The 16907-nt window shown below is 69.0% G+C and carries 13 protein-coding genes; 10 read left to right on the top strand and 3 right to left on the bottom strand.

Annotated elements, in window-relative coordinates:
• Positions 1–162: 162 nt before the first annotated feature.
• The gene (locus tag ACFZDJ_RS03985) at positions 163–2727 is read left to right on the top strand and encodes a M14 family zinc carboxypeptidase (RefSeq protein ID WP_391055907.1); all 2565 of its coding nucleotides are present in this window, start codon (positions 163–165) and stop codon (positions 2725–2727) included.
• A gap of 85 nt (positions 2728–2812) precedes the next feature.
• On the opposite strand, the gene ACFZDJ_RS03990 is transcribed toward ACFZDJ_RS03985, so the two are convergent.
• Positions 2813–3232, bottom strand: a complete 420-nt coding sequence (locus tag ACFZDJ_RS03990; protein ID WP_060899264.1) for an organic hydroperoxide resistance protein — start codon at positions 3230–3232, stop codon at positions 2813–2815.
• A 153-nt stretch (positions 3233–3385) separates the two neighbouring features.
• Positions 3386–4405 carry a zinc-binding dehydrogenase gene (locus tag ACFZDJ_RS03995; protein WP_391055911.1) on the bottom strand — a complete coding sequence of 340 codons (1020 nt, stop codon included), beginning with the start codon at positions 4403–4405 and terminating at the stop codon, positions 3386–3388.
• Positions 4406–4529: 124 nt separating this feature from the next.
• Here ACFZDJ_RS03995 and ACFZDJ_RS04000 point away from each other — a divergent pair, with 124 nt between their 5' ends.
• Positions 4530–4964, top strand: a complete 435-nt coding sequence (locus tag ACFZDJ_RS04000; protein ID WP_391055914.1) for a MarR family transcriptional regulator — start codon at positions 4530–4532, stop codon at positions 4962–4964.
• A gap of 140 nt (positions 4965–5104) precedes the next feature.
• Here ACFZDJ_RS04000 and ACFZDJ_RS04005 read toward each other — a convergent pair whose 3' ends face one another.
• Positions 5105–5902, bottom strand: a complete 798-nt coding sequence (locus ACFZDJ_RS04005; protein ID WP_390927674.1) for a hypothetical protein — start codon at positions 5900–5902, stop codon at positions 5105–5107.
• A 265-nt stretch (positions 5903–6167) separates the two neighbouring features.
• On the opposite strand from ACFZDJ_RS04005, the gene ACFZDJ_RS04010 reads away from it, so the two are divergent.
• The 8 genes from ACFZDJ_RS04010 (at position 6168) to ACFZDJ_RS04045 (ending at position 16874) form a co-directional block, all read left to right on the top strand.
• Entirely contained in the window at positions 6168–7325 is a 1158-nt protein-coding gene (locus tag ACFZDJ_RS04010) for a mandelate racemase/muconate lactonizing enzyme family protein (RefSeq protein ID WP_101405356.1), read from the top strand.
• Positions 7322–8326 carry an alcohol dehydrogenase catalytic domain-containing protein gene (locus tag ACFZDJ_RS04015; protein ID WP_391055916.1) on the top strand — a complete coding sequence of 335 codons (1005 nt, stop codon included), beginning with the start codon at positions 7322–7324 and terminating at the stop codon, positions 8324–8326. The genes ACFZDJ_RS04010 and ACFZDJ_RS04015 overlap by 4 nt, the downstream gene beginning before the upstream one ends.
• A 204-nt stretch (positions 8327–8530) precedes the next feature.
• Positions 8531–9499: a hypothetical protein gene (locus ACFZDJ_RS04020; RefSeq protein ID WP_385373263.1), complete on the top strand. Its 969-nt coding sequence runs from the start codon at positions 8531–8533 to the stop codon at positions 9497–9499.
• A 142-nt stretch (positions 9500–9641) separates the two neighbouring features.
• Entirely contained in the window at positions 9642–10754 is a 1113-nt protein-coding gene (gene chvE / locus ACFZDJ_RS04025) for a multiple monosaccharide ABC transporter substrate-binding protein (protein WP_351831178.1), read from the top strand.
• Between the two features lie 32 nt (positions 10755–10786).
• A complete protein-coding gene (gene mmsA, locus ACFZDJ_RS04030) occupies positions 10787–12337 on the top strand; it encodes a multiple monosaccharide ABC transporter ATP-binding protein (RefSeq protein ID WP_391056822.1) in 1551 nt (516 codons plus the stop codon).
• Positions 12334–13578: a multiple monosaccharide ABC transporter permease gene (gene mmsB / locus ACFZDJ_RS04035; protein WP_168508494.1), complete on the top strand. Its 1245-nt coding sequence runs from the start codon at positions 12334–12336 to the stop codon at positions 13576–13578. The genes mmsA and mmsB overlap by 4 nt, the downstream gene beginning before the upstream one ends.
• Before the next feature lie 55 nt (positions 13579–13633).
• Positions 13634–14782, top strand: coding sequence for a galactose-1-epimerase (locus ACFZDJ_RS04040; RefSeq protein ID WP_391055919.1), 1149 nt, complete (start codon positions 13634–13636; stop codon positions 14780–14782).
• 181 nt (positions 14783–14963) lie between these two features.
• Positions 14964–16874, top strand: a complete 1911-nt coding sequence (locus tag ACFZDJ_RS04045) for an aminotransferase class I/II-fold pyridoxal phosphate-dependent enzyme (protein ID WP_391055922.1) — start codon at positions 14964–14966, stop codon at positions 16872–16874.
• The last annotated feature ends 33 nt before the right edge of the window (positions 16875–16907 follow it).

The raw sequence follows: 16907 nt of genomic DNA on the forward strand, positions 1-16907 counted from the left end.
GGCGTCCAGGGGAGCCGCCGTGGCACCAACGCCCTCTTGTTGCGGAAGAGTCGAACAGGTACACCTCGCCCTACCGACCTGTACGCCCTACCGAACCGTGCCCTACCGACCCGTGCCCCACCCACCCGTACCGATCTCAGGCCCCCACCGGAGGTACGACGCGTGCGCCTACCGAGACCCGTCCTGATCGCCACTGTCCTCACCGCCGCGACCGGATCGCTTCTCCTCGCCCCGCACAGCGCCACCGCGGACCGCAACCCCCCTGTCCGTGAAGGGGCCGGCCGCGAAGGGGCGGACCAGCCCCCGGTCGCCGCCAAGGCCCCGGCGAACGCCGCCCGCAACGCCCTCACCAGCCCCGTCACCGACCTGTCCGACTCCGGCCCCGCCTCCCCCCGCCGTGGCTATCCGCGCGAGCAGGTCCTCTCCCCCGACCCGGAGAACCCGGCGGACAAGTCCATCAAGCTGGGCCTCACCCCGTACCACGCCATCGCCCCGAAGCTGAACGCCCTGCAAAGGCTCGGCGACCGTGTCAGCGTGGAGGTGGCGGGCCGCTCGGCCGGCGGTCACCGGCTGTACCTGGTCACCGTCACCGCGCCGGAGTCCGCCCGCCAGTCCCTCGCCCAGGAGCGGATGCGCGAGCTGATCGAGAACGCGCCGCAGGCCGCGGCGAAGGACCCGGCCGTCAAGGCGACGTACAAGACGCCGGTCTTCTTCAACAACAACATCCACGGCAACGAGTGGGAGGGCACCGACGCCGCCCTCAAGCTCATCGAGCGGCTCGCGAGCGCGAAGGACACGCGGACGACCGACCTCCTCGCCCACAACCGTCTCTACTTCAACATCACGGCGAACCCGGACGGCCGGATCGCGGGCACCCGCGCCAACGCCAACGGCTTCGATCTGAACCGGGACTTCATCACCGCCTCGCAGCCCGAGGCGCGCGCGATCCGCCAGATCGCCATCGACAAGCAGCCGGCCGTGATGCTCGACCTGCACGGGTACGTCAACGGCACCCTGATCGAGCCGACGACCCCGCCGCACGGCGAGAACTACGAGTACGACCTGTTCCTCAAGAACACCTACGCCAACGCCCTCGGTATGGAGGCCGCCGTCAACGGCCTCGGTTACACCCCCGCGAAGGACGGTGTCGAGCCCGCCCAGATCCCCTTCCGCGACCAGCAGGAGGGCTGGGACGACTGGCCGCCGATCTTCACGCCCCAGTACCAGGCGTTCCACGGCGCGGTCGCCGCGCACACCGTGGAGATCCCGCTGGCGGTGAACAACTCGGAATACGACACCCTGCCCGTGGCAGAGCTCCGGCGCCGGTCCGCCATCAACGTGGACGTGGCCGGCGCGGCCATGCGCGCGACCCTGGCCTACGCCCAGAACCACCGCGTCTCGATCATCGCCGACCAGATCGAGGTCTTCCGGCGCGGCGCGACGGGCGCGGCCCAGGTACCGGTCTCGGCGGAGACGGTGCCGGGGGTGCCGGGCATCGGTCCCGAGGACGTCTACACGACCGACTTCCCGCGTGCCTACGTGATCCCGGCGGGCGGCGCCCAGCGTTCGGCGACGGCCGCCGCCCGCCTCGTCGACCACCTCCTCGCCAACGACGTCCGCGTCACGCGCGCGATCCGCGACTTCCGGCTGGCCGGACGGTCGTACGCGAAGGGCTCGTACGTCGTCGACCTGCACCAGCCCAAACGCGGTCTGGCCAATGTGATGCTGGCCGACGGGCGGGACATCAGTGACAAGGTGTCGGTGATGTACGACATCTCGGGCTGGAGTCTGGGCCGGTTGTGGGGTGCGACGGTCGTGCCCGTACGGAGCGGGGGGTTGTCCGCCGTGGCCGCCCGCCGGGTCGAAGCCGCCACGCATGTCGGGTACGTCGCCCCGCGCGGCGATCTGCGGCTGCGTCTCGACACCCCGCAGGAGATCGCCGCCCTCAACTCTCTTCTCGGGCAGGGGGTTTCGGTACGGCAGCTCGCGGACGGCAGTGTCGTCGTGCCGGGGTCGGCGCGGGCGCGGGCCGCCGCTCTCGCCCGTACGTACGACGTCGCCTTCGATGCGACGGAGGCGGCCGGGGACGGGCGGGGAACTCCCCTGCACCGCGTCCGCGTCGCCGCGGCCGTCACCCCGGGTGAGCTCTTCGCGCTGCGGGAGATGAACTTCGACGTCGTGCCGGTGTCGACGGCCGTCCTGAACGCGGGCTTCGACTGGTCCGCGGTGGAGGTGCTGTTCGTGTCGTCGGAGCTCGACCACGCCCGTTTGAACGCGGGCGCGCAGGCGGCGCTGGACGCCTTCCTCCACACCCACGGTCTCGTCGGCCGCGGGGCCGTCGGAGCCGCGCTCAACTCGGGGGCCGGGCTGCTGGCGGTGCGGCAGGTGGAGGGCAACGGTGACGCCAACGGTGTGGTGCGGGTGGTGAATTCGGGCGGGCCGCTCACCGCGAACGCGCCCGACCACGCCTTCGTCTACGCGCCCGTCTGGTTCACCGATCTCGGCCCGGGGGTGCGCGTGGAGCAGGCGTACGCGCCTGGTGATCCGCTCGTCTCCGGCCACTGGCGCCCGCTGGCGGACGGGACGGGAGGGCCTGCGGCCGCCGGCGGCCAGGCCGCTGTCGTCAGCGGTCCCCATGCCGTGCTCTTCGGTACGGAACCGCTCTTCCGCGACCATCCGAAGGGGGAGTTCCCGCAGGTGGGAAGGGCACTGCTGACCGTCTCGTAGGACACTGCCGACCGTCTCCCACGACAGGGCAAAGGCCGCACCCCACGTCCTGGGGTGCGGCCTTTGCCCTGCACAACGAGCGCCGTCAGACGAGCGTCACGGTGATGTTGCCGCGGGTCGCCTTCGAGTAGGGGCAGACCTGGTGGGCCTTTTCGAGGAGGTCCCGTGCGGTGGCCCCGTCGACGTTCGGGATCGTCGCGGAGATCTCCACGATGATCCCGAACCCGTCCTCGTTCTTGCCGATGCCGACCTTCGCGGTGACCGTCGAACCGGAGACGTCGGCGTTCTCCTGGCGGGCGACGACGCCGAGGGCGCCCTGGAAGCAGGCGCTGTACCCGGCGGCGAAGAGCTGCTCCGGATTGGTCCCGGCGCCGCTGCCGCCCATCTCCTTGGGCGGGTTCACGACGACGTCGAGCCTGCCGTCGTCGGTGGCGACCCGGCCGTCGCGACCGTTCTCGGCGGTGGCGACGGCGGTGTAGAGGACATCGGTCTGCTGGATGGACATACGGTGCGTTCCTCCTTGGTCCGCCGCAACTCGCGCCCACGATCGCGACGGTTTCGGAAAGAAGTTACCGTATGCCGAAAGTCCAGCGACAGCCTCTCCAGAGAGCCGGAGGACCAGAGGACCAGAGGACCGGAGGGTCAGAGGACCGGAGGGTCAGAGCTTGACGATCATCTTGCCGACGTTGTCGCCGCGCAGGACGCCGAAGAACGCCTCCAGGTTGTTCTCGATGCCCTCGAGGACCGTCTCGCTGTACTTGAGCTCGCCGGAGCGGACCCAGGCGCCGACCTCCTGCACGAACTGCGCCTGGAGGTCGTAGTGGTCGCCGACCAGGAAGCCCTGGATGCGGCCGCGGGTCTGGATGAGGCGGGCGAGGTTCTTCGGGCCGGGGACGGGCTCGGTGCTGTTGTAGACCGAGATCATGCCGCAGACGGCGATGCGGCCGTCCCGGTTGAGGGAGCCGATGGCCGCCTCCAGGTGGTCGCCGCCCACGTTGTCGAAGTAGACGTCGACGCCGTCGGGGGCGGCGGCGCGCAGCTGCTCGCTGACCGGCCCGTTCTTGTAGTTGAAGGCGGCGTCGAAGCCGTACTCCTCGACGAGCAGCTTGACCTTCTCGTCGGAGCCGGCGGAGCCGATGACGCGCGAGGCGCCCTTGAGCTTGGCGATCTGTCCGACCTGGCTGCCGACGGCGCCGGCCGCACCCGACACGAAGACGGAGTCGCCCTCCTTGAAGGCGGCGGTGCGCAGGAGGCCCGCGTAGGCGGTGAGTCCGGTCATGCCGAGGGCGCCGAGGTACGTCGACAGCGGCGCGGCCTGCGGGTCCACCTTGACGGCCTGCTTGGCGTCCACGACGGCGTACTCGCGCCAGCCGAAGAAGTGCAGGAGGTGGTCGCCGACCTCGATGCCCTCGGCGTTGGAGGCGATGACCTCACCGACCGCGCCGCCCTGCATGACCTTGCCCAGCTCGAAGGGGGCGACGTAGGACTTGGCGGCGCTCATGCGGCCGCGCATGTACGGGTCGACGGACACGTACGCGTTCCGTACGAGGACCTGGCCCTCCCCCGGCTGCGGGACCTCGGCCTCGACCAGGGCGAAGTCCTCGGGCTTCGGCCAGCCGACCGGGCGGCTGACCAGGTGCCATTCGCGGTTGACGGCGGGGAGCTGGGTCTCGGTCATGAGGGGGTGCCTTTCCTACGTGCATGCACGGGTACGTGCGACGACGGCTCTAATGCTTCAGTACCTGAAACAACCATGCTCCTCAATATTTCATGATGTCAAGTAACGGAGTAACCTGGAGCCCATGGCCACGCAAAGAACAGCCCGAATCGACACGCTGACCCTTGAGGTCGTGGAACTCATCGGCACGGTCGTGGCCCGCTATCACGAGGAGTACGAGGAGGCTGCCGCCGAGCATGCGCTGACCGGGGCGCAGGCGCGACTTCTGAGCCTGCTCTCCCTGGAGCCGCTGCCGATGCGGCGGCTCGCCCAGAAGCTGAAGTGCGAGCCGTCGAACGTGACCGGGATCGTGGACCGGCTGGAGGCGCGGGGTCTGGTCGAGCGGCGCCCCGACCCGTCCGACCGGCGTGTGAAGCTGGCCGCGGCGACGGAGGAGGGCCGGCGTGTCGCACGCTCCCTCCGCGACGCGCTCAACTTCGCCCGCGAGCCCCTGGCGGGCCTCTCCACCGAGGAGCGCCTGTCCCTCCGGGACCTCCTGCAGAGAATGCTCACGCCGTAGTTCTCGGGTGCGGGCCGGTGGGGGCCGGCCGCGCAGTTCCCCGCGCCCCTAAAAGCTCGGGGCGAAGCCCCGTCTCAGGGGCGCGGGGAACTGCGCGAGCGACCCCCACGCACCCGCAGCCGACAAGACCACGGAACCTCCTACGTGCACCACCACAGGAAACGGTTGCACCGTGAAGGTGAAGGCGACGGTGACGGCGCGGCCGAGGTCGGCGCGGCCGTCGGCTTGGGGGACGACTTCGGCGGAGTGGAGGACACGGGGCCGGACGTCGCGGACGGCACCACACCCGTACCCGCCGTGGCCGACTGCCCCTGCGTGTCCTTCTTCTTGTCGTCCTTGGACTTGTCATCCTTGGCGGACTTGGAAGCGGAGGGAGACGCCGACGCGTCCGGAGAGGCCGTCGCAGCCGACGTACCACCGGACGAACCCCCCGCGTCGGTGATCGGCCGCGCCGTCCCGGCGTCCGAGGTCGCCGATCCGTCCGCCGACTCACCCCCGGCCGCGGCCGGCTTCGGCAACAGCCCCGGCCCGTCCATGCCGAGCTCCGCGAGACTCAGCCCACCCGCCGCCAGCACGAACCCCGCGACGACGAGCAGCACCCGACGCCGCCGCCGACGGTGCGCAGCGGCCTTCCGGTCCCGCCGGCTCGCACCGCCGGGCCCCTCCGAGTCCCGGCCCCGGCCTCGCCCACGGTTCCGCCGCCGGGCAGCGGCCCGCCCGGACCGCTCCCCCTCGCCGTCCTCGTCGTCGCCGTGATCCTCGTCGTCGTTGTCGCCCTCGTACAACGAGTCGACGCCGGCATCGACCGCCCCAGCGCCCGTTCCGGCACGCATGTCGGTCTCCTCCGCATGCGTGCGGAGCTGTTCGGCGGAGGTGCCGCACCCCGGGCAGGCAAGGGCGCCGTTGAGGTGCCGTCGGCACGGGTCGCAGTAGTCCATGACGCCGGAAGACTAAGTTCCTCACAGGTAACGTGCATAGTCACAGCTGTGAAAGTTATGTAGGGAACTGCCTGTTCCGGCGCGCCGCGCTCCCCGTTCGCAGCATCGCGCGCGCGACGAGCCGAGGCATACCGGCAAAATCCATCGCCGACCGTTCCGTTCGACCCATTGACACTCCAGGGGCCACGTCCTTACTGTCACGCCAGCATTTCGAACGTGTGACGAAATTTCGAACAGAGCCGCAAGAGCACAGGGGGCAACTGCCGTGCGCATCACGGGAATCAGCACACACGTGGTCGGGACGCCCTGGCGCAACCTGACCTACGTCCAGGTGCACACCGACGAGGGCCTGACCGGAGTCGGCGAGACCCGCATGCTGGGCCACACCGACGCGCTGATCGGCTATCTGCGAGAGGCGGAGGCCAATCACATTCTCGGCTCCGACCCGTTCGCTGTCGAGGACCTCGTCCGACGGATGAAGTACGGCGACTACGGGCGCGCCGGCGAGATCGTGATGTCCGGCATCGCGGTCATCGAGATGGCCTGCTGGGACATCAAGGGCAAGGCCCTCGGCGTCCCCGTGTGGCAGCTGCTCGGCGGCAAGGTCACCGACAAGGTCAAGGCCTACGCCAATGGGTGGTACACGACCGAGCGAACTCCGGAGGCCTACCACAAGGCCGCCCAGGAGGTCGTGGCGCGCGGGTACAAGGCGCTGAAGATCGACCCCTTCGGGACCGGGCACTTCGAGCTCGACCACGAGGCGACGCTCTACTCCGTCTCGCTGATCGAGGCCGTGCGCGACGCGATCGGCCCCGAGGCCGAGTTGATGCTGGAGATGCACGGCCGGTTCTCCCCTTCCACCGCCGTCCGGCTCGCCCGCGAGCTCGCGCCCTTCAAGCCCGCGTGGCTGGAGGAGCCGGTCCCGCCGGAGAACCTGAAGGCCCTGGAGAAGGTCGCCGCCAAGGTGGACATCCCGGTCGCGACCGGTGAGCGCATCCACGACCGCATCGAGTTCCGCGAGCTCTTCGAGAGCCAGGCCGTGGACATCATCCAGCCCGACGTCGGCCACATCGGCGGCATCTGGGAGACGCGGAAGCTGGCCGCCACCGCCGAGGCGCACTACGTCCTCGTCGCGCCGCACAACGTCGGTGGCCCGGTCCTCACCGCCGCCTCCCTCCAAGTCGGCTTCACCTCCCCCAACTTCAAGATCCTCGAACACTTCAACGACTTCGCGGACGCGGAGATCAAGAAGGTCGTGAAGGGCGCCCCGCAGGTCGTCGACGGCTACTTCGAGCTGTCCCACGAGCCCGGTCTCGGAGTCGAGCTGGACGTCGACGCGGCGGCCGAGTTCCCGCAGCAGCAGGCCCGTTTCGATCTCTGGGCCGACGGCTGGGAACAGCGCAAGCCCAAGGGGACCGCGTGAGCACCGCGGTCGTCGTCGAGGCGCCGGGCGAGCACCGGCTGATCGAGCACGCGCCGGTGCGGCCGGGCGCCGGTGAGGCCCTGGTCCGGGTCCACGCCGTGGGCATGTGCGGCAGCGACCGCGAGGTCTACCAGGGCAACCGCCCCGACGGGTACGTCCGCTATCCGCTCACGCCCGGCCACGAGTGGTCGGGGACCGTCGAGGCGGTCGGGGCCGGCGTGCCGGAGTCGATCGTCGGACGCAAGGTCGTCGGTGAAGGCTTCCGCAACTGCCAGGTCTGCGACCGCTGCCACGCGGGCGAGACAACGTTGTGCACGGCGGGGTACGAGGAGACCGGGTTCACCCAGCCGGGCGCGATGGCGACCACGCTGACCCTCCCGGCCCGGCTGCTGCACGTGCTGCCGGACGACGCCGACCTGACGGCGGCGGCCCTCCTGGAGCCCGCCGCCTGCATCGCGGCCGCCGCGCTGAAGGCGAACGCCCGGCCCGGTGAGCGGGTCGCCGTGGTCGGGACCGGCACGCTGGGGATGTTCGCGATCCAGTTCCTGAAGGCGAACTCTCCGGCGGAGCTGCTCGTGGTCGGGACGCGGCCGGACCGGGCGGCGCTGTCGAAGGACTTCGGCGCCACCGACTTCCGTACGAAGGACCAGGAACTCCCCGACGACTTCGACGTCGTCATCGAGACCGCCGGGTCCGCGTCCGCCGCGCGCACCGCCGCCTCCCTGCTGAGGCGCGGCGGACGCCTGGTCCTCACGGGGATCCCGGCGCCGGGTGCGGAGGGGCTCGACCCCACCGATCTCGTCGTACGGCAGCTGGAGGTGCACACCGTGTTCGGGGCGCCGCCGGCGGCCTGGGCGCACACCGTGCGGGTCTTCGGGGCGGGGCTGCTCAGTCCGTTGCCGCTGGTCACGCACGAGCTGCCGCTCGCCGAGTTCGCGCAGGCCATCGAGTTGGTGGGGTCCGGCGACCCCAAGGTCGGAAAGGTCCTGCTGAAGCCGTAGTCCCCCAAGCCGTACGCCGGTACGGAGTTACCTGACGGCTCCGTACCGGCGTACCACCCAGGCTCCGCGCACCCAAGAACGCGAACCTCGTTCGACATATCGAACATGCCGGTACGCGCACCACATCAGTACACGCGCCACACGCACCACTTCTGTACGCGCACCACATCTGTACGCGCCACCCTCGATCACGAAGGACAGCCAGTGACCGACGCCGCCCCTACGGCAGCCCGTCGACCCGGTGAGCAGGCGCTCGCCGCGCTCGGCCTGGGCGCGCCCGCCCTCTCTCCCGCCGACGCCTCGCCGCACACCTTCCCGGGGGGCGGCCGCTGGCGCACCGAGGTTCCCTCCGTGGAGGGGCCCGAAGCCCTGGCCGTGGTCCTCAAGGAGTCCTCGCGGCTCGACGTACCGATCCACCGGATCAGCCAGGGCAGCGGTGTCTGGATGCTGACCGACGCCGAGATCACCGAGATGGTCGAGGCCACCGGTGAACGGGACATCGAGCTCTGCCTGTTCACCGGACCGCGCGGCACCTGGGACATCGGCGGTTCGGTGCGCTCGGACTCGCGTGGCGGCGGCCTGCGGGCCCGCGGCCACGACGCGGTGGCCGGCTGTGTCGAAGACGCCGTCCGGGCTACGGAGTTGGGCGTCAAGTGCCTCCTCGTCGCCGACGAGGGCGTGCTGTGGACCCTGCACCGGGCGCGCGCGGCGGGGATCATCCCGGCCGACACGACTCTCAAACTCTCGGCACTGGTGGGCCCGGTCAACCCGGCCTCGTACGCGGTGTACGAGAACCTCGGCGCGGACTCCATCAACGTGCCGAGCGATCTGACGCTCGATCATCTCACCGAGATACGGCGAGTTTCGGCCGCTCCGATGGACATGTACATCGAGGCCCCCGACGACCTCGGCGGCTATGTGCGGATGTACGAGGTCGCCGAGCTGATCCGACGCGGCGCACCGCTGTACCTCAAGTTCGGCCTGTCCAAAGCCCCCGGAATCTACCCGTACGGGCACCACCTGAGGGACCTGACCCTGAACACCGCCAAGGAACGGGTGCGTCGCGGCCGGCTCGCCCTGGACCTGCTCGCGCGGCACGGAGCGGACGGCGACATGGCGCCGCTCGGATCCCGGCTGCCCGGAACTCTCACGCGCTTCAACACCACCTCATAACGTTCGCACAAACCCCCTTCACACAAGCCGACACAGCCGCGCACAATCCCACACACCTCTACTCGGTCTTTCCCTCGCAACGCTCTCGGAGCATCCCCGTAACGCGAGACCGAGCCGGTCCGAGACATCAAGGATGATGATCATGCGTAACCGCAGAGCTGCCCTCACCGCCATAGCCGGCGCAGCCTCCCTCGCCCTCACGCTCACCGCCTGCGGCCAGAACAGCGACGGCGGCAGCAAGGACTCCTCGGGGAGCACCAAGGGCGCCACGATCGGCATCTCGATGCCGACCAAGTCCTCCGAGCGCTGGATCGGCGACGGAAACAACGTGGTCAAGGACCTTCAGTCGAAGGGCTACAAGACCAAGCTGGCCTTCGGCGAGGACGACCCCGACACGCAGGTCTCGCAGATCGAGAACATGATCACGCAGGGTGTGAAGGCCCTGATCATCGCGGCCATCGACAACAAGTCGATGAACAACGTGCTCCAGCAGGCCGCCGACGCCAAGATCCCGGTGATCTCCTACGACCGACTGATCCTCGGCACCAAGAACGTCGACTACTACGCGTCCTTCGACAACTCGAAGGTCGGCGAGCTCCAGGGCAACTACATCCTGCAGAAGCTCGGTCTCGCGGACGGCTCCAAGAAGGGCCCGTTCAACATCGAGCTCTTCGCCGGCTCGAACGACGACAACAACACGAAGTACTTCTTCGGCGGCGCGATGAAGGTCCTGCAGCCGTACATCGACAAGAAGCAGCTCGTCGTCAAGTCCGGCCAGACCGCGCTGAACCAGGTCACCACCCTGCGCTGGGACGGCGGCACCGCCCAGAAGCGCATGGACGACATCCTGACCTCGTCGTACAAGAGCGCCCGGGTCGACGCGGTGCTCTCGCCCTACGACGGCATCTCCATCGGCATCCTCTCCTCGCTGAAGTCGGACGACTACGGCTCCAAGAGCAAGCCGCTGCCGGTCGTCACCGGCCAGGACGCCGAGCTGGCCTCGGTGAAGTCGATCATCGCGGGCGAGCAGACGCAGACCGTCTACAAGGACACCCGCAAGCTGGCGACGGTGGCCTCGGGCATGGTCGACGCGGCCCTCAAGGGCAACAAGCCCGAGCTCAACGACACCAAGACGTACGACAACGGCACCAAGGTCGTCCCCGCCTACCTGCTCCAGCCGGTCAGCGTCGACAAGACCAACTACGAGAAGGAACTGGTCGGCACCGGCTACTACAAGGACAGCGACCTCAAGTAACCGCCACCCTCTAGTGATTGGAAGGCACGACCATGGCGGGACCCGTCCTGGAAATGCGCTCGATCGTCAAGACCTTTCCCGGCGTCAAGGCGCTGTCGGACGTCACTCTGACCGTCCAGCAGGGCGAGGTCCATGCCATCTGCGGGGAGAACGGCGCCGGCAAGTCGACCTTGATGAAGGTCCTCTCCGGCGTTCACCCGCACGGGAGTTACGAGGGGGACATCCTCTTCGAGGGCGAGGTCTGCTCGTTCAAGGACATCAGGGCCAGTGAGCACCGCGGCATCGTGATCATCCACCAGGAACTGGCGCTGGTGCCCTACCTCTCCATCGCGGAGAACATCTTCCTCGGCAACGAGCACGCCACCCGCGGGCTCATCAGCTGGACCGAGACGCTGCGGCACGCCTCCGAGCTGCTGCGGCGGGTCGAGCTCGACGAGAACCCGCAGACCCGCGTCGCCGACATCGGCGTGGGCAAGCAGCAGCTCGTGGAGATCGCGAAGGCGCTGTCGAAGCAGGTGAAGCTGCTCATCCTCGATGAGCCGACGGCCGCCCTGAACGACGAGGACAGCGGCAAACTCCTCGATCTCATCCTGGAGTTGAAGAACCAGGGCATCACCTCGATCATCATTTCCCACAAGCTGAACGAGATCGAGCGGGTCGCGGACTCGGTGACCATCCTGCGCGACGGGCGGACCATCGAGACCCTCGACGTGAAGGCCCCGGAGACCACCGAGGACCGGATCATCAGCGGCATGGTGGGCCGCGACCTCGAACACCGCTTCCCGGAGCGGACGCCGCACCACCCGGAGGAGGGCGCCGCGCCCGCCCTGGAGGTCCGCGACTGGACCGTGTACCACCCGATCGACCAGCAGCGCAAGGTCGTTGACGATGTGTCGATCTCCGTGCGGCGCGGGGAGATCGTCGGTATCGCGGGGCTCATGGGCGCCGGACGCACCGAACTGGCGATGAACGTCTTCGGACGCACCTACGGCCGGTACGCGGGCGGCACGGTGCTCCGGGACGGCAAGGAGATCCGTACGAAGACCGTGTCCGAAGCGGTCGGACACGGCATCGCGTACGTCACCGAGGACCGCAAGCACTACGGCCTCAACCTCATCGACACCATCAACCGCAACATCACGCTCAGTGCCCTGGGCAAGGTGGCAAAGCGCGGGATCGTCGACGAGCACGAGGAGCGGCAGGTCTCCGAGGGCTACCGCAAGTCCATGAACATCAAGGCGCCGACCGTCTTCGAGCCGGTGGGCAAGCTGTCGGGCGGCAACCAGCAGAAGGTCGTCCTCAGCAAGTGGATCTTCGCGGGCCCCGAGGTGCTGATCCTCGACGAGCCGACCCGCGGGATCGACGTGGGCGCCAAGTTCGAGATCTACACGGTCATCGACAAGCTGGCGGCCGAGGGCAAGGCGGTCGTCTTCATCTCCTCCGAGCTCCCGGAGCTGCTCGGAATGTGCGACCGCATCTACACGATGGCCGCAGGACGGCTGACGGGTGAGTTCTCGCGGGCGGAGGCCTCGCAGGAAACGCTGATGCGCCAGATGACGAAGGACAAAGAGGTAACCCGATGAGCACGGATGTGACCGCCAAGACGCCGGCCCCGGCGCCGCCCGGCAAGAGCGGCTCGGCCACGGACGAGAGCCTGCTTCAGCTGATGCTGGACGGCATGCGCCGCAACATGCGGCAGTACGGCATGCTGTTCGCCCTCGGTCTGATCGTGGTGCTGTTCGCCGTGTGGACCAACGGCGACCTGCTGCTGCCGCGCAACGTCTCCAACCTGGTGCTGCAGAACAGCTACATCCTGATCCTCGCGATCGGCATGATGCTCGTCATCATCGCGGGCCACATCGACCTGTCGGTCGGCTCGTTGACGGCGTTCGTGGGCGCGGTGGGAGCCGTGCTGATGGTCAACCACAACATCTCCTGGCCGATCGCGCTGGTGCTGTGTCTGGCCATGGGCGCCGCCGCGGGCGCCGCGCAAGGGTTCCTCATCGCGTATCTCGGCATACCGTCGTTCATCGTGACCCTGGCGGGCATGCTGACCTTCCGCGGTCTGACCGAGATCTTCCTCAAGGGCCAGACGATCGGCCCGTTCCCCGAGGGTCTGCAGAAGGTCGCCAACAGCTTCCTGCCCGAGGTCGGCCCCCACACGAACTACCACAACCTGACCCTGCTGCTGGGCATCGGGCTGATCGCGTTCGTGGTGGTCAAGGAGACCCGCGACCGCAAGCGGCAGACGGAGTTCTCCCTCGACGTACTGCCGCGCAACCTCTTCCTCCTCAAGCTCGTCGCGCTGATCGCCGCCGTCGCCACCGTCACCATGCTGCTCGCCAGCTACAAGGGCGCCCCGGTGGTCCTGCTGATCCTCGGCGTCCTGGTCGCCGGCTTCGGCTACCTGATGCGCAACGCGGTCATCGGCCGTCACATCTACGCGATCGGCGGCAACCTCCCGGCGGCCAAGCTGTCGGGTGTGAAGGACAAGAAGGTCACCTTCCTGGTCTTCCTGAACATGGGCATGCTCGCGGCCCTGGCGGGTCTGGTCTTCGCCGCCCGCTTCAACGCGGCCTCGCCCAAGGCCGGTCTGAACTTCGAACTGGAGGCGATCGCGGCCTCGTTCATCGGCGGTGCGTCGATGAGCGGCGGCGTGGGCACGGTCCTCGGCGCGATCATCGGTGGTCTCGTCCTGGGCGTGCTGAACAACGGTATGAACCTCGTCGGCATCGGCTCCGACTGGCAGCAGGTCATCAAGGGACTGGTACTGCTGGCCGCGGTCGGCTTCGACGTGTGGAACAAGCGCAAGGTCGGTTCGTAAGTCTCGTCAAGGCCCCCACTCCGGTGGGGGCCTTCCTCTTCCACTGGAGCCGCACATGGAAACGAGCAGACGTACGGTCATCGCCGCGGCCGCGGCCGCGGGACTCGCCGCCGGCACGGTCGGTACCGCCCACGCCAGCACAGGAGGCAGGAAGCCGGTGAAGGAGCTCTTCGGCAAGCTCGCCGACGGCACCAAGGTCTACCGCTGGTCGCTGGAGAACGGCGGCACGCGCCTGAAGGTCATCTCCTACGGCGGCATCGTCCAGTCCCTGGAGATCCCCGACCGGCACGGCCGCTACGCCAACGTCTCCCTCGGATACGACAACCTCGCCTCGTACGTCGCCGGGACGACGTTCTTCGGGGCGACGATCGGCCGCTACGGCAACCGCATCGCCAAGGGACAGTTCACCCTGGACGGCAAGGCCTACCAGCTCTCCGTCAACGACGGCGTGAACAGCCTGCACGGCGGCGCCAAGGGCTTCAACACCAAGGTGTGGGACATCGAGGGCTTCACCTCGGGCTCCGACGTCGGCCTGCACCTCCACTACACCAGCGTCGACGGCGAGATGGGCTACCCGGGCACGCTCAAGGTGAAGGTGACGTACACCCTCACCAGGCACGGCGACTGGCGCATCGACTACCGGGCCACCACCGACAAGGCCACGGTCGTCAACCTCACCAACCACACGTACTACAACCTCGCCGGCGAGGGCAGCGGCGGCATCTACGACCACGAGCTGCACCTGGCCGCGGGCCGCTACACGCCCACCGACTCGGGGCTGATCCCCACCGGCGAGCTGGCCAAGGTCGCGGGCACCCCCTTCGACTTCCGCAAGGCCAAGCCGATCGGCCGCGACATCCGCGTCGGCCACCCGCAACTGGTCACCGCCAAGGGCTTCGACCACAACTGGGTCCTCGACAAGGGCGTCACCGCCAAGCCCGAGCACATCGCGACCCTGCGCGACCCGAAGTCCGGCCGCACCCTGAAGATCGCGACGGACCAGCCGGGCGTGCAGTTCTACTCGGGCAACTTCCTGGACGGCACCCTGGTCGGCCCCTCCGGACACACCTACCGGCAGGGCGACGGCATGTGCCTGGAGACCCAGCACTTCCCGGACTCGCCGAACCACCCGTCGTTCCCCTCGACGGTGCTGCGACCTGAGCAGACATACCGCACGACGACGGTCCACTCGTTCAGCGCGTGACATCCGTCTGACGTCCGCGTGACATCGGGGCCTCGGTGGGTGACGCCACCGGGGCCCTTTCGGTTGCCTGGAAAAGTCAACCCTTACTCGATCCCCACGAGTTGAACGGCGCCCCCTCCGCCTCCGTATGAAAGGACGGCCCGTGCTCCCCCGCACGGGCCACCCAGAGACCGGAGGTTCCATGGCCGACAACGTCGCCTCGCTGTTCCGCGGTACTGCGGCGCACAGCCCCTCGATGGCTGCGCTGGCCCGCGAGAGCGATGGAGTCGGCCCGATCGACTTCTGCATCCCGTGCAACCCGTACTTCCCCACCCCCGGCATGTTCGACGAACTTGCCGGGCGGTTGCGCGAGATCATCACGTACTACCCGAGCAGCGCCGACACGATCACGGCCGAGCTGTGCGCGCTGCTCCAACTCCCGCCGAGCTGCGTCGCGATGGGCAACGGCTCCACGGAACTGATCACCTGGATCGACCACCTGCTCGTGCGCGAGTCCCTCGCCATCCCCGTCCCCACCTTCGGCCGCTGGACCGACCAGCCCATGGAGACCGGCAAGCGGGTCGACATGTTCCCGCTCATGGAGTCCAACGGCTTCGCTCTGGACCCGGCCCAGTACATCGAGTTCATCCGCGCCCGCGGCACCCGTGTCGCCGTCATCTGCAACCCGAACAACCCCGACGGCGGCTTCCTCAGCCGCCGCGCGGTCGTCAACTTCATGGACCAGCTCCAGGACCTGGACCTGATCGTCATCGACGAGTCGTTCCTGGAGTTCGCCGACGCCGAGAACGACCCGAGTGTCGTGGAAGAGGCCGTCCTGCGGCCCAATGTCATCGTGCTGCGCAGCCTCGGCAAGAACTTCGGCCTGCACGGCATCCGCTTCGGCTACCTCGTGGCCAACCCCGCGCTCGCGGGCAAGATCCGCTCCATGCTGCCCAAGTGGAACCTCAACTCCTTCGCGGAGACCGTGGTGTTCATGCTCAAGGAGCACGGCGCCGAGTACATGGAGAGCCTGCACCTGGTGCGCCGCGACCGCCTCGACATGGCCCGCCAGCTCTCGGCGCTCCCCGGCCTGACGGTCTACCCCTCGCAGGGCAACTTCCTCTTCGTACGGCTTCCCGTGGGCGCCGAGGGCACCGTCGTCCGCGACCGGCTGCTGACCGAGCACCGGATCCTGGTCCGTGAGTGCGGCAACAAGATCGGCTCGTCCAGTCGCTTCCTGAGACTCGTGGTGCGCCCCCAGACGGACGTGCGTCGCCTGGTGTCCGGCATGGAACAGGTGCTCTACGGGTCCAGGAGGGGAGCCGCCGTACCCGAGCTGGGCACAGGGACCAGCTACAGCTCGGGTACGGCGGCGGTGGACCGTCTGATCAGCGAGACGAACGGGGTCGGCATGCCGCTGGCCGCGCAGGCCGCCGCGATGCCGAGCCTGCCGCCCGCCCAGACCTGGCCGGGCCCGGCCCCGGCGCAGGCCCCCACCGGTATGCCGGGCCTGGTCCCCGCCCCGGCTCCGGCCGCCGCGATGATGCCGCCGCAGCAGCAGCCCGCGGCACGCATGCCCGCGCCTGCGCCGCCGCAGCAGCAGCCCATGCCCATGCCCGCGGTCGCCCAGATGCCCAACGTGGCCCAGATGCCCAACGTCGCGCAGATGCCCAACGTCGCGCAGATGCCCGGGGTGGCCCAGATGCCCGGGGTGGCCCAGATGCAGCCCGCCCCTCAGATGCAACCGGCCGCCCAGATGATGCCGCAGGCGCCGCCGATGTCCGCGGTCGCTCAGATGGCGCAGATGGCCCAGACCGCACAGGCTCAGGCACAGGCACAACGACAGCAGGCGCCGATCCCCGCCGTCGCCCAGGCCCCGTCACCGGCGGCCCAGGCACAGGCACGGTCGATGCAGCCGCCGCCGCAGGCACCGGCGATGCCCGCCATGGCCCCCGCCCCGGCCGCCGGGCTGGGCCAGACCGGCATGCCGGGCCTGCGCAACCGGGGCCTGACCGCAGCCCAGGTACGGGGCCGCACCGAGCCGGAACCCACGCCCGCGCCCCAGCCCACGGGCTGGCCGGCGGCGGGCGCGATGTACAACCAGGTCGGCTAGGACCTGCCCAGCCGATCACGGCGCAGACGTGAG

Source organism: Streptomyces sp. NPDC007896 (genome assembly GCF_042959425.1).
GTDB lineage: Bacteria > Actinomycetota > Actinomycetes > Streptomycetales > Streptomycetaceae > Streptomyces.

Bases quoted from the DNA above. Each gene is read 5' to 3' on its own strand.
- ACFZDJ_RS04000 (WP_391055914.1), top strand. From the start codon at position 4,530: ATGGCCACGCAAAGAACAGCCCGAATCGACACGCTGACCCTTGAGGTC.
- ACFZDJ_RS04005 (WP_390927674.1), bottom strand. From the start codon at position 5,902: ATGGACTACTGCGACCCGTGCCGACGGCACCTCAACGGCGCCCTTGCC.
- mmsB (WP_168508494.1), top strand. From the start codon at position 12,334: ATGAGCACGGATGTGACCGCCAAGACGCCGGCCCCGGCGCCGCCCGGC.
- chvE (WP_351831178.1), top strand. From the start codon at position 9,642: ATGCGTAACCGCAGAGCTGCCCTCACCGCCATAGCCGGCGCAGCCTCC.
- ACFZDJ_RS04040 (WP_391055919.1), top strand. From the start codon at position 13,634: ATGGAAACGAGCAGACGTACGGTCATCGCCGCGGCCGCGGCCGCGGGA.
- ACFZDJ_RS03990 (WP_060899264.1), bottom strand. From the start codon at position 3,232: ATGTCCATCCAGCAGACCGATGTCCTCTACACCGCCGTCGCCACCGCC.
- ACFZDJ_RS03995 (WP_391055911.1), bottom strand. From the start codon at position 4,405: ATGACCGAGACCCAGCTCCCCGCCGTCAACCGCGAATGGCACCTGGTC.
- mmsA (WP_391056822.1), top strand. From the start codon at position 10,787: ATGGCGGGACCCGTCCTGGAAATGCGCTCGATCGTCAAGACCTTTCCC.
- ACFZDJ_RS04045 (WP_391055922.1), top strand. From the start codon at position 14,964: ATGGCCGACAACGTCGCCTCGCTGTTCCGCGGTACTGCGGCGCACAGC.